The sequence below is a fragment of the Gordonia terrae genome (assembly GCF_051789125.1).
GTDB classification, from domain to species: Bacteria; Actinomycetota; Actinomycetes; order Mycobacteriales; family Mycobacteriaceae; genus Gordonia; species Gordonia terrae_A.
In genome coordinates, this window is sequence record NZ_CP196526.1 from 4,035,738 (window position 1) to 4,048,024 (window position 12,287).

Sequence of the window (12,287 nt, forward strand, 5' to 3'; positions counted from 1 at the left end):
GTGACCGAAGCCCCGACCACCACGGTGCAGGACCGCCTGCTCGACGCGACGGAGAAGCTGCTCGCCGACAAGGGGATTCGCGCGACGACGATGCAACAGGTGGCCGAGACGGCCGGGGTGTCGCGCGCTTGGCTCTATCGGCACTATCCGGACAAACCGTCCATGATCGGTGCCACCATCGTGCGACTCACCGAATCCTTCTGGCGCGACGCTCGCGCGGAACTCGACGGCATCGACGACTTCGCGGGGCGGCTCACCGCCGGCGTACGGATCGGCCGCGGCGCCTACGACGACCCCGGAACCCTGCTCATGCGACTTCGCACCGAGGAGCCGACCGAGTTCGCCGAATGCGCCGGGGTGGGTGTCGTCAAGCTCGTCCCCGACCTCGCCGCTTTCTGGTTCCCGTTCGTCGAGCACGCCGCACATCGGGGCGAGATCCATCCCGGACACGACCTGCGCGAGGTCTCCGAATGGGTTGCCCGCGTGCTGATCAGCCTGGGCACCTCCCCGGGCGAGACCATCGACATCGACGACGCGTCCCAGGTCCGACGACACCTGGAGACCTTCATCCTCCCCGGGTTCCGGACCGATCCACGACATTGACCGCGCCGGAGTCCCGACCGCCTCTGGTCTGAGTGATGCCGATCACCTAGACTGGTGTCCAGTCAACCGTCCGGTCATGTCTCGGACGGCCGAACGACGCCGTCGGAGGGCCTCATGGATTTCGGGATCGTGCAGTTCACCAGTGATCGCGGGTTGAAGCCGCATGTCCTCGCCCCACTCATCGAGGACGCGGGGTTCGCTTCCTACTACGTCCCCGAACACGGGCACATCCCCACCAGGCGCGACGCGGCACACCCGCGCACCGGTGACGAGACCCTGCCCGACGAGCGGTACATGCGCACGCTCGACCCGTGGACATCGCTCGCCGCCGCCGCGGCGGTCACCGAACGCATCCGCCTCGCCACGGCCGTCGCCCTTCCGGTGCAGTCGGATCCGATCACGCTGGCCAAGACCATCGCGACCCTGGATCACCTCTCGAACGGACGGGTGACGCTCGGCGTCGGCTTCGGCTGGAACCTCGACGAACTCGCCGACCACAACGTGCCGCCGAAGCGCCGGCGCACCATGCTGCGCGAGTACCTCGAGGCGATGAAGGCGCTGTGGTCGGAGGAAGAAGCCGAATACGACGGCGAATTCGTCCGATTCGGCCCCAGCTGGGCGTGGCCCAAGTCGACACAGTCGCACATCCCGGTCCAGGTGGGCGCCGCGGGCAATGAGAAGAACTTCAAGTGGATCGCGCGCAGTGCCGACGGGTGGATCACCACACCGGGCGAAGAGGACATCGAGGGTTCGGTGTCGCTTCTCAAGCAGATCTGGGCCGACGCCGGCCGAGACGGAGATCCCGAGATCGTCGTCCTCGACTTCCGGCCGGTCCCGGAGAAGCTGGAGAAGTGGCGCGACATCGGTGTCAGCACAGTGTTGTACGGCTTGCCCGACGACTCGGTCGAGCGCGCGAGCGGGTACCTCGCCAAACTCGCGGGCAAGCTGGGCATCACCCCGGCTGTCGTGTAGGGCACGCCTGGCAGGCGTGCCCGCGTCACGATCCGATGCACATCCCTTCTGCTAGCCTGGTTGCGTTCTGACACGGGGTGCTCCGCGACCGCGGGGCTGAGATGAGACCCGAGAACCTGTCCAGGTAATGCTGGCGAAGGGATGTCATGTCTTTGCGTACGCCTATGTCCGATGTCGATCGCTTCACCGATCAGCTGTGGGACGCGACGACGAGCCTGCGGGCAGCGATCGACGATCTCGAATTCCTGCACCGCCTCGGGGACGGCTCACTGCCCCTCGAGGTGTTCCGCACCTACCTGGAGCAGGACTCGCTGTACCTGGCCGGGTACTCGAAAGCCCTCGCGATCCTGGCGTCGAAGGCGCCCGATCCGCAGACCGCGGCATTCTGGGCGAACTCGTCGGCAACCGCAGCCACCGTCGAGGTCACCCTGCACGGCGACCTCCTCGGGGGCGGCCAGTTGCCGCCGCGGCAGGGTGAGCCCGAGCCGTCGACCGCGTGCCTGGCATATGTGTCCTACCTGATCGCCACCGCCGCGACCGAGTCGTACGCGGTCGGCGCGGCCGCGGCGCTTCCCTGCTTCTGGATCTATGCCGATGTCGGCCGCGGACTCGCGGCGAGTGCCGCCGAGGTCCTCGCCGCCGACCCGAACCACCCGTATGCACAGTGGGTGACCACCTACGACGCCCCGGAGTTCCAGGAATCCGCCGCGAGGGCAAGGGAATTGGTGGACGCGGCAGCGGCGTCTGCCGGCGAGCAGGAGCGGGCTGCGATGTCTGCGGCGTTCACCGTCGCCACCCGGTATGAGCTCATGTTCTGGGACACCGCCCTGAACCCCTACGCTTGGCCCGCCGCATGACCGACCGCGCGCGCCGCATCCTGGCCTGTCTCGTCGTCACGGTCGCCGTGCTGTCGACAGCCACCGCATGCGGGTCGGACACCGCCTCCGACGACACCATCCGGTTCGCGCTCGACTGGACACCGAACACCAACCACACGGGCCTGTTCGTGGCGCAACAGCGAGGGTACTTCGCCGAAGCCGGCCTGGACGTCGAGATACTGCCCTACAACAACACGGCCGTCGACACCGTCGTGGATGCGGGCAACGCCCAGTTCGGGATCAGCACCCACAATTCCTCCACCTTCTCCCGGTCCTCCGGCGCACACACGATCTCGGTGCTCGCACCTCTCCAGCGATGGGCGACGGGCATCGGGGTTCGAGCCGACCGCGCCGACATCGCGAGCCCGAAAGATCTCGCCGGCAAGACCTATGCCGGGTTCGGCGATCCCGGCGAGAAAGAGACCCTCGAGCAGGTGATCCGGAACGACGGCGGCACAGGGGATTTCACCTCGGTCACCCTCGGCACGTCCGCGTACGAGGCCGTCTACTCCGGCCAGGCGGACTTCACCGTCTCGTATCTCGCCTGGGAGGGCATCGAGGCCGAGCACCACGGAACACCGATGAAGTACTTCCACTACACGGACTTCGGTTTCCCCGAGGCCTACGCGATCGTCGTCGACGCCAACGAGGACTGGCTGGCCGAGAACCCGGAACGTGCGACGAAGTTCGTACAGGCGCTGCAACGCGGATATCAGGCCGCCGCCGACGACCCGGAGGCAGCCGCCCGCGATCTCATCGCAGCCAATCCCGGTGCGTTCAACGACGAAGAACTGGTTGTCGAGAGCCAACGCATGCTCGCCGCTCAATACATGAAGGACGCGAACGGCAAGGTCGGCCGGCAGACGCTCGAGCAATGGTCGGGCAACTCCGGGTTCCTCTATCGCAGTGGGCTTCTCACGGGCCCGGATGGGGCGCCGCTGCCGACCGAACCGGATTGGTCGACCTACTTCACCAATGACTACCTCGACGCGTCCGGCTAGCATCGGCCTCCGGCGGGCCGCGCCCACGATCGTGGCGGCGGCGATACTCGTCGCGGCCTGGCAGGTCTACGTCGACCTCAGCGGGATCCGGCCCCAACTGCTGCCGTCGCCGTCCCGTGTCGCCGAGCAGGGGTGGGCGCACCGGGACGAGATCGGGGTGCACGCCGGGGCGACCCTCCAGGTCACGCTGATCGGTTTCGCGGTGTCACTGGTCCTGGCGTGGGTGCTGGCGATCATCGTCGACTTCTCCCCCACCCTGCGGCGGGCCTTTGTGCCCTTGTTCGTCGCGTCCCAGACGTTGCCGATCATCGCGATCGCTCCGCTGATGATCATCTGGTTCGGCTTCGGCGTGCTGCCGAAGGTGCTGGTCATCGCCCTCGTCACCTTCTTCCCGATGGCGATCGGGCTCATCGAGGGGTTCGCGGCCGCCGATCGCGAGGCCGGCGCACTCATGCGGAGCATGGGTGCCACCCGCCTGCAGATCTTCCGCTACGTACGGCTGCCCTCCGCGTTACCCCGGTTCTTCACCGCGCTGCGGATCGGCATCACCTACGCGGTGGTCGGCGCCGTGTTCGCCGAGTACGTCGGCGCCAGTGAGGGACTCGGCATCTACATGAGCCTCCAGAAGAACTCGTTCCGCACCGACCTCGTCCTCGCGGCAGTCCTGGTGACGGCCCTCATCAGCGTCTCGCTGTACCTGCTGACGTTCGCGATCGAACGGGTCGTCGTGCCGTGGACTCGCGCCGGGAACGCCGAGCCGTCATGACCGATCACGCTCGCCGACTCGTCGTGGACCGGTTGACGAAATCCTTCCCCCGATCCGGCCGCGAGAAACGGCCGCGCCACGTCCTCGACGCGGTCTCGTTCACGGCGGAGCCCGGCGAGTTCGTCTCCGTCATCGGACCGAGCGGATGCGGCAAGAGCACCATCTTCAGCATGCTCGCCGGGCTCGATGTGCCCGACTCCGGCAGCGTCACCGTCGGCGCCGACGCCGCGGTCGCCGGACACTGTGCGTACATGCCGCAGAAGGATCTGCTGTTTCCCTGGCGCACGATCCTCGACAACACGATCCTCGGCCTCCAGGTGCAGGGCGTGCCTGCCGCCGATGCCCGACGCCGGGCCGCAGAGCTCTTCCCCACCTTCGGGCTGTCCGGGTTCGAGGACGCGCGGCCGTCTCAGCTGTCCGGAGGGATGCGTCAGCGGGCCGCCCTGCTCCGCACGGTCGTGCAGAACCGCGATCTGCTGCTGCTCGACGAACCGTTCGGCGCCCTCGACTCGTTGACCCGCACGGAGATGCAGTCGTGGCTGCAGTCGGTGTGGCAGCGGTACCGGTGGACGGTGCTGATGATCACCCACGACATCCGCGAGGCCATCTATCTCTCCGACCGGGTGATCGTGCTGTCCGCCCGCCCGGCGACCGTCGTCCGACAGGCGCGCATCGAGCTCCCGAGGCCACGAGAGCTCGCAGTCCTCACCTCACCGGAATTCGTTGCGCTCGAGGAGGATCTGCGAGTCGTGCTGCACCGCGAAGCCCGCCGAGCCCTTGCCGAGCAGACCGAATCGAGCGCGGCGATCGGGAAATGACCGCCCGCCGCCGGGTCATCGATCAGGGCGTCGGTGCGACGAGCCGCTGACGCACATCACGGAAGATCCCGTTCGCGACGCTCGTCCGGCTGACCGCATCGGCCGCGAGGACGACGGCGGCCGATGTCCAGCAGCTCTTCTCGACCGGCCAGCGTTTACCGTCGGCGAAAACCAACCCGGTCCAATATGATCCGTCCGGATCACGGAGATGCTGGATCGAGGCGATCAGCTCGATGGCGTCGGCGGTGTCGCCGAGGGCGTCCAGAGCGAGTGCCAGCTCACAGGTCTCGGCACCGGTCACCCAGGGCCGATGATCCACGCATCGGACACCCTTGCCGGGGACGACGAACTGCTCCCAGCGGCGAGCGATGAGTTCCTGACCCTCCCGACCCCGCACGGCGCCACCGAGGATCGGGTAGTACCAGTCCATCGAATGCTCCGACGGCGGAGTGAAGGTCTGCCACTCCTCGCGCCCGACGTCGGACCGGATGGCGTCGCCGAGCAGGCTGTGTGCGGTGATCCAGTCCTCGTCGGGCTGGTCCATCTCGCCGGCGATGCGGATCGCACAGTCGAGAGCCTGGAAGATGCTGGCGTTGCCGGTGATCAGGGCCTCGCCGAACATGGCCCCGGTGCGGTGGTCACCGCCCCAGCGAAACGCCCCGTCCTCCCGCTGGAAGCGCAGCACACAGTCGATGGCCGACCAGACGACCGGCCACATCTTCTGCAGGAACGCGTCGTCACCGGTGATGAGGTAGTGGTGCCAGACCCCGACCGCGATGTAGGCGCAGAAGTTGCTGTCGGTTCCGGCATCCTCAACCTTGCCGCAGACGGTTCGGATCGGCCAGGAGCCGTCGTCTCGCTGCTTACGGCGCGACCAGTCGTAGGCGGCCTCGGCCTCGGCGTGAAAACCCGTGACCGACAGCGCCATCGCCGATTCGATGTGGTCCCACGGATCGGTCTGCCCGCCAGGGAACCAGGGCAGAGCCCCGGAGTCCTCCTGCATGCCGACGATGGCGGCGCCGGTGGCGCGCATCTGCTCGGCCGTGACCACGCCGGGGACGGCGGGAACATCGGTCATGATGCTCCCGCCGTGAGAAGTACCGTCATGAAGTCGCGGCGGTCTCGGGCTTACGCAGGTACAGGGCCACCGACTTGCCGATGAACGGGTTGAGCACCTGCTCACCGACGCGGGTCAGCCACGGCTTGCTCATCATGTCCCAGACGAGCAGCTGGTGATAACCCTTCACCAGGACGTTGTCGTTGTTCTCCACGCCCACAGCACATTTCAGCCACCAGTACGGCGCGTGCAGGGCATGCGCGTGGTCGGTGCCGGTGACCTCGAGGCCGGCACTCTTCAGCTTCCCGGCCAGCTCGGAGGCCTTGTAGATGCGGACATGCCCGCCCTCGACCTCGTGGTACTCGTCCGACAGCGCCCAGCACACCTTCTCCGGCCAGTACCGGGGCACGGTCACCGCAGCCACGCCACCCGGCTTCAGGACGCGGGCCATCTCGCTGATCGCACCTTCGTCGGTGGGGATGTGCTCGAGGATCTCGCTCATCAACACGACGTCGAAGCTGTTGTCCGAGTACGGGAGTCGCAGTGCATCGCCGACCTCGGCACGGGCTTTCGCCGACGCCGGGACGTGACCCTCGGCCATCATCGCGTCGAACATCTCGCCGACATCGGACATGTCGCTCTCGGACATGTCGAAGGCGATGACCTCGGCGCCGCGCCGGAACATCTCGAACGAGTGCCTGCCCTGCCCCGCCCCGATGTCGATCGCCTTGGTGCCCGGTCCCACGCCCAGCCGGTCGAAATCAACTGTGAGCACTCGATGTCCCTTCTGTTGCCCGCCGGTGTCCGGCGAGCACGGTTTCATAGTGAGCCGCCGTCTTCGCGGCCACCGCTGCCCAGCTGTAGTTCTCCTCGGCTCGACGACGACCTCCGTCGCCGAGACGGGCCCGCAGCTCCGCGTCGTCGAGGAGACGGCCGATCGCCTGCGCGAGGCGCCCGGAATCTCTCGGCGGCACCAGCAGTGCCGCTTCCTCGGACGTTCCGACGACCTCCGGGATCGCGCCGGCGCGCGTCGCGACCAGCGGTGTACCACAGCTCATCGCCTCGACCGCCGGGAGCGAGAAGCCCTCGTACAACGACGGCACACATGCCACCTCGGCCGAGGCGAGGAGACCGGCGATCTCGGTGTCTTCCAGACCCGACACCACCGAGACCCGATCCGAGATCGCGAGATCCTCGATCATCTTGGCGGACGGGCCGTTCGGGTCCAATTTGGACACCAGTACCAATTCGACGTCGCGCTCGGCGGACAGTTTCGCGACCGCCTCCAGCAGGTACGAGACACCCTTCAGCGGAGCGTCGGCGCTGGCGACGCAGACGATCCGGCCCGGCACACGCGTGGCGGCCGGCGTGAAGATCTCGGTGTCCACACCGAGCGGGATGGTGGTGATCCTGCCCGACGGGATGTCGAACGCCTTGCGGATGTCGACCTCGCTGCTGCGGGACACGGTGAGCAGCTCGGGAATCCGACGCGACACCCGGCCCTGCATGCGGAGGAACGAATGCCACCGCCAGGCCGTGATCTTGCGCCATCCCTTCGCCGCGCGCACCGCCAGCGTGCGGTCACGGGTGATGGGATGGTGGATCGTGGCGATCAGCGGGAAACCCGCCCGCTGGATGTCGAGCAGTCCGTAACCGAGACACTGATTGTCGTGGACGATGTCGAAGTCGTCGCGACGCTCCTTGAGGAGGCGGGCCACCCGGAGGCTGAAGGTGAGCGGTTCGCCGAAGCTCGCCGTCCACATCGAGCCCACCTCGAGGAGGTCGATCCAGTCGCGGTACTCGCCCGGGCGGGGCGTGCGGAACGGATCCGGCTCGTCGTAGAGGCCCAGGCTCGGCACCTTGGTGACGGTGACGCCGGCGTCGATCGCCACCTGGTCGAGCTCGGGGTACGGCTGCCCCGAGAAGATCTCGACACTGTGGCCGAGAAGGGCGAGTTCGCGGGACAGGTGACGGACGTAGACGCCTTGTCCTCCGCAGTGGGGCTTGCTGCGGTAGGACAGCAGAGCGATCCGCATCACTGCGCTCCGGCGGTGGCTGCCGCCTCGAACTCGGAGACACTGACGAACTTGGCGCGGACCCGGCCCGCGGCCTTGCCCGCGGCCTTCTCCGCCGCGTCGATGGCCTTCCACCCGCCCAGATCGATGCGGTTGGCTCCGCGGTCGGCGACGAGTGCGGCGACGTCGTCCCGCGACGTCGACGGATCGTCGAATGCGGCGGCGACGAAGTCGGCGATGACCGCCTGCGCGGTCTCCTGTCCACAGATGCGGTTCATACCGATACCCCCGGTCGCCCCACGTTTGATCCACCCGGTGACGTACAGACCGGGCATCACGTCGCCGTCGGCGGCGTCCTTGACCCGTCCCTCGGAGTTGGGGACCACGCCGTGCCCCTCGTCGAACGGCAGGTCGGTGACGGGCACACCCCGGTACCCGATGGCCCGCAGGACCAGACCGGTGTCGAGGTCGAAACGGTTTTCGGTGGGCGTCACCGCGACTTTCCCGGTCGCGTCGGCGTAGGCATTGCGCACGCAGGTAAGGGTAGCCACTTCCCCGTCACCGGCAATCTCGACCGGCGAGGTGAGGAACCGGAACACGATCCGCTTGTTGCCCGGCGTCGTTGGACGTTCCGCGAACTCCCGGGCCAGACGGATTTTCGTGGCGATCGTGGAGTCGAGTGTGTCGTCGGAGAGCGCCGCCTCGGTTCCGGGGTCCAGCACGAGCTCGTCGGGGTCGAGGATCACGTCGACACCCTCGACATCGCCGAGTGCCAGGAACTCGCTGTTGGTGTACGCCGCCTGGGCGATCCCGCGGCGTCCCAGCAGGACGACCTCGGAGATGTTCGACTCACGCAGCATGGCGAGCGCGTGGTCGGCGATGTCGGTCTTGGCCAGCTCGTCGGGATCGGTCACCAGGATGCGGGCCACGTCGAGGGCCACGTTGCCGTTGCCGACCACGACGGCCCGTTCACCGGACAGGTCGACGTCGAGGTCGGCGAAGTCGGGGTGACCGTTGTACCAGGCGACGAACTGGGTGGCGGCCACCGAGTTGCGCAGGTCCTCGCCGTCGATGCCGAGACGTTTGTCGGTGGCGGCGCCCACCGCGTAGATCACCGCGTGATAGCGCGCGACCAGCTCGTCGTGGCTGATGTGCTTACCCACCTCGACGTTGAGGTGATAGGTGAAGTTCTTCTTGGCCGCGACCGACGCGAACGTCTTCTCGACGCCCTTGGTGGCGCTGTGGTCGGGCGCGACGCCGGCACGGACGAGTCCGTACGGGGTGGGCAACCGGTCGAACATGTCGACCTTGATGCTGGGCTTGCGGACGAGTTCCTCGGCGGCGTAGAAGGCCGCCGGCCCCGCTCCGACGATCGCCACGTGCAGATCCTTGTCGGGCAGCGGCGGCGCCTTGCGCGGCGGGACGAGCCCGCCTTCGACGTCGTGGTCCTTGTAGTAGTCCGCATTGATCTGCAGATAGGGCTCGTCACGTGCCGTCAGCTGATCGTCGGGGACGATCGCCTCCACCGGGCACTCGTCGATACAGGCGCCACAGTCGATGCACGTCTCCGGATCGATGTAGAGGGCTTCTGCCGTCAGGAACTCCGGCTCGTCGGGCGTCGGGTGGATGCAGTTCACCGGACACACGCTCACGCAACTGGCATCGTTGCAACATGGGCGGGTAATCACATGCGCCATCTGCTGTTTCCTCGTAATCCAACACGTAGAACGTGTTCTATTTTTCCGGTTGACTGTATCTTAACTGCAAAGATACCTGCGGCCTATCGAAGGGACCCGAGTGAGCCAGGTTACGCCAGGAGTGTCAGCTGGATCACTGTCGGATCGCAAGCCGGGATCCGCGTTCTACGAAGTCGGCTATCGCGTCCGCACCGGCGACGTGGACCAGGACATGCGCGTCCGGCTCGATGCGGTCGCGCGCTATCTCCAGGACGTCGCCAACGACAACATCGAGGCCACCGAGTTCCACGCGACGGACCCGTTCTGGATCGTTCGGCGCACCATCATCGACGTCATCGAACCCATCACGTGGCCCGCGGCGGTGACCGCGCAACGCTGGTGCGGGGCGTTGTCCACCCGCTGGACCAACATGCGCGTCCGGCTCACGGCCGAACACGAGATCAACCGGTTCAACCCCGAGCCGCGGCCACCCGGGCTGATCGAGACCGAGGCGTTCTGGATCAACGTCAACGAGAAGGGCGTGCCGTCGAGATTGTCCGATGAGGCGTTCGCGATGCTCTCGGCGATGACCGACGAGCACCGGCTGCGCTGGCGATCGATGAACCCGGAGAAGGCCCCTGATCCCGGCGAGATCACGATGCCGGACCGCGAGCACGTCCTGCGCATCACCGATTTCGATCCGTTCAAGCATCTCAACAACGCCGCGTACCTCGAGGCGATCGAGGACGAGCTCGTCGAACACCCCGATCTGGTCGACGGACCACACCGCGTGGTCATCGAGTACCTACGGCCCATCGTGCCGGGCACCAGGCTGGTGATGCGGCGTGTGCGGGAGGACGACCGGCTGACCGTGTGGCTGCTGATGCCGGGCACAGGCGACGAGCTCGTCGTCGCGGCGAGCGTCGTCGTCGGACCCCTGCCCGCCTGAGCGGGTCTACTGACCGCCCTGCAGCAGGAGTTCCATCAGCTTGATGGGAGCGGCGCACGGGTCTCCCTGCGGGGCGCTGCGCGGCTCGACGAACCAGGTGAACGTCCCCCGGCTCGGGGCGCGCGCCGTGACCCCGCAGACCCCGGGACGGTCGGGGCTGCGCTGGGTGAACGCCGACTGACTGGCGACCTTGATGTTCTCGGTCTGGAAACCGAGTTTCTTGGCCGTCTCCTTCTCCGCGTTGACGTTGCCCCACTCGAACCAGTTGAACGTCACGCTGACCGTGTCGGCGGCCCCCGAGACCAGCCAACGGCAGATCGCCCCGGTGAAGGAACGTTCGGCGAACCCACCTCCGGCGACGACGTCGGCGATCATGGCGTCGGGCAGCACGTCGCATTCGAGCAGCAGCTTGTCGAACTGGTCGGTGTCGATGTCGCTGGTTCCGGACCGATCCGCACCTCCCAGGGGCAACGGCTCGCCCTCGACCGTGCGCGCGCAGCCGGCGAGCGCGATGAGGCCCAGCAGCACAGCGGCCAGCATCACCAGGCCGCGCCTCATGATGCGCGCTCGATCGACAGGGTGGACAGTTCTCGGGCGGCGTCGCAGATCTCCTGGATGGGCCGCGGCGTCGCGGCGTCGCCGCGGATCGACCATTCGAAGAAGTCGGCGCCGAACCCGATGCCGATCTCACAGATCTGTCCCGACTGGGTGTAACCGATGAAGCCCTGATGACCGTCGATCTCGATGTTCTCGGTGACGTCCCGCGACAACTTCACGTTGGCCTCTTCACGACCGATCGGCGATCCGCGGTACCAGTTGAAGGAGGCGACCGCGCCCGTCCGCGACCCGGTGGTGTCCCATTCGCAGACCGAGGTGTTGTTGACCGTCTCGGTCAGCCCGCCGAAGCCGGTGATCCGGACGACGTCCTCCAGGGACACGCCGCCGCACTTGCCGAAGAAGGGGCCCGAACCCGCCTGGGCGGGCGCTTCCGGGGTGTTGGGCCGGTTGGGATCGGTGGACGGTTCGTCCGGAGAACACGCACCCACGACAAGCGCCACGGCGGCGAGCACGACGACGAGAAAGCTGCCGTCGCGAAGACGATCCAGTTGTCGCCGTTCGCGTTTGGTGGGTCGGCCCGCGCCTCGGTCGCGACGGGGCTGACTCGCCAGGATCTCCCTGGGAGGAGGCGGCGGGGAGCGGTCGACGAAACACTCGGCAGCCATCGGCGCCGACACCCGCTTGCTGATGGTCCTGGTGACCTCGACGATGCGTTCCCGCCCGGACAGACGGACCCGGATCTCGTCCCCGGGCACCACGGGCTGCGCGGGCTTGGCGGTCACGCCGTTCACGCGGACGTGCCCACCGCGGCACGCGGCACCCGCCGCGGACCGCGTCTTGGTGAGACGGATCGCCCAGATGTATGCGTCGACGCGTGTGGACACTCAGTCACCCGGCCGATCGTCGCTCGATTCGGGGGTCGGGGTGTACGTGCGGTCTCCACCCGGTTCAGCGACCATGACACCCGCTCCCTCCACCGCGTCGCATGCCGGCA

13 protein-coding genes and 1 riboswitch are annotated in these 12,287 nt (G+C 67.4%); of the genes, 7 read left to right on the forward strand and 6 right to left on the reverse strand.

The genetic code is table 11. The features are described from left to right. The 6 genes from ACSUZC_RS18200 (at position 1) to ACSUZC_RS18225 (ending at position 5,038) form a co-directional block, all read left to right on the forward strand. Positions 1-603, forward strand: a complete 603-nt coding sequence (locus ACSUZC_RS18200) for a TetR/AcrR family transcriptional regulator (RefSeq protein ID WP_439029869.1) — start codon at positions 1-3, stop codon at positions 601-603. Positions 604-717: 114 nt separating this feature from the next. Next, positions 718-1,575: an LLM class F420-dependent oxidoreductase gene (locus ACSUZC_RS18205; protein ID WP_439033173.1), complete on the forward strand. Its 858-nt coding sequence runs from the start codon at positions 718-720 to the stop codon at positions 1,573-1,575. 63 nt (positions 1,576-1,638) lie between these two features. Next, positions 1,639-1,734: riboswitch (TPP riboswitch) on the forward strand. Further along, the gene (locus tag ACSUZC_RS18210; RefSeq protein WP_439029870.1) at positions 1,722-2,432 is read left to right on the forward strand and encodes a TenA family protein; all 711 of its coding nucleotides are present in this window, start codon (positions 1,722-1,724) and stop codon (positions 2,430-2,432) included. Its footprint overlaps the riboswitch before it by 13 nt. Further along, positions 2,429-3,454, forward strand: a complete 1,026-nt coding sequence (locus ACSUZC_RS18215; RefSeq protein WP_439029871.1) for an ABC transporter substrate-binding protein — start codon at positions 2,429-2,431, stop codon at positions 3,452-3,454. The genes ACSUZC_RS18210 and ACSUZC_RS18215 overlap by 4 nt, the downstream gene beginning before the upstream one ends. Further along, the gene (locus ACSUZC_RS18220) at positions 3,429-4,220 is read left to right on the forward strand and encodes an ABC transporter permease (RefSeq protein WP_439029872.1); all 792 of its coding nucleotides are present in this window, start codon (positions 3,429-3,431) and stop codon (positions 4,218-4,220) included. Before ACSUZC_RS18215 ends, ACSUZC_RS18220 begins: the two co-directional genes overlap by 26 nt. Further along, positions 4,217-5,038 (forward strand): ABC transporter ATP-binding protein, encoded by an 822-nt coding sequence (locus ACSUZC_RS18225; protein ID WP_439029873.1) that lies wholly within the window; start codon positions 4,217-4,219, stop codon positions 5,036-5,038. Before ACSUZC_RS18220 ends, ACSUZC_RS18225 begins: the two co-directional genes overlap by 4 nt. A 22-nt stretch (positions 5,039-5,060) precedes the next feature. On the opposite strand, the gene ACSUZC_RS18230 is transcribed toward ACSUZC_RS18225, so the two are convergent. The 4 genes from ACSUZC_RS18230 to ACSUZC_RS18245 are packed head-to-tail and all read right to left on the reverse strand — an operon-like array spanning position 5,061 to position 9,807. Next, complete coding sequence (locus ACSUZC_RS18230) at positions 5,061-6,116, reverse strand: hypothetical protein (RefSeq protein ID WP_064571006.1); 1,056 nt, start codon at positions 6,114-6,116, stop codon at positions 5,061-5,063. Positions 6,117-6,141: 25 nt separating this feature from the next. Then, complete coding sequence (locus ACSUZC_RS18235) at positions 6,142-6,870, reverse strand: class I SAM-dependent methyltransferase (protein WP_064571007.1); 729 nt, start codon at positions 6,868-6,870, stop codon at positions 6,142-6,144. After that, positions 6,857-8,131 (reverse strand): glycosyltransferase family 4 protein, encoded by a 1,275-nt coding sequence (locus tag ACSUZC_RS18240; RefSeq protein ID WP_439029874.1) that lies wholly within the window; start codon positions 8,129-8,131, stop codon positions 6,857-6,859. The genes ACSUZC_RS18235 and ACSUZC_RS18240 overlap by 14 nt, the downstream gene beginning before the upstream one ends. Next, a complete protein-coding gene (locus ACSUZC_RS18245) occupies positions 8,131-9,807 on the reverse strand; it encodes an FAD-dependent oxidoreductase (RefSeq protein WP_439029875.1) in 1,677 nt (558 codons plus the stop codon). The genes ACSUZC_RS18240 and ACSUZC_RS18245 overlap by 1 nt, the downstream gene beginning before the upstream one ends. A gap of 100 nt (positions 9,808-9,907) precedes the next feature. Here ACSUZC_RS18245 and ACSUZC_RS18250 point away from each other — a divergent pair, with 100 nt between their 5' ends. Further along, the gene (locus ACSUZC_RS18250) at positions 9,908-10,735 is read left to right on the forward strand and encodes an acyl-[acyl-carrier-protein] thioesterase (RefSeq protein WP_439029876.1); all 828 of its coding nucleotides are present in this window, start codon (positions 9,908-9,910) and stop codon (positions 10,733-10,735) included. A gap of 6 nt (positions 10,736-10,741) precedes the next feature. Here the strand turns inward: ACSUZC_RS18250 and ACSUZC_RS18255 are convergent, their stop codons facing one another. Both ACSUZC_RS18255 and ACSUZC_RS18260 read right to left on the reverse strand, forming a co-directional pair. Continuing rightward, positions 10,742-11,293 carry a DUF3558 domain-containing protein gene (locus tag ACSUZC_RS18255; protein ID WP_439029877.1) on the reverse strand — a complete coding sequence of 184 codons (552 nt, stop codon included), beginning with the start codon at positions 11,291-11,293 and terminating at the stop codon, positions 10,742-10,744. Further along, positions 11,290-12,177, reverse strand: coding sequence for a DUF3558 family protein (locus tag ACSUZC_RS18260; protein ID WP_439029878.1), 888 nt, complete (start codon positions 12,175-12,177; stop codon positions 11,290-11,292). The genes ACSUZC_RS18255 and ACSUZC_RS18260 overlap by 4 nt, the downstream gene beginning before the upstream one ends. Between the last annotated feature and the right edge of the window lie 110 nt (positions 12,178-12,287).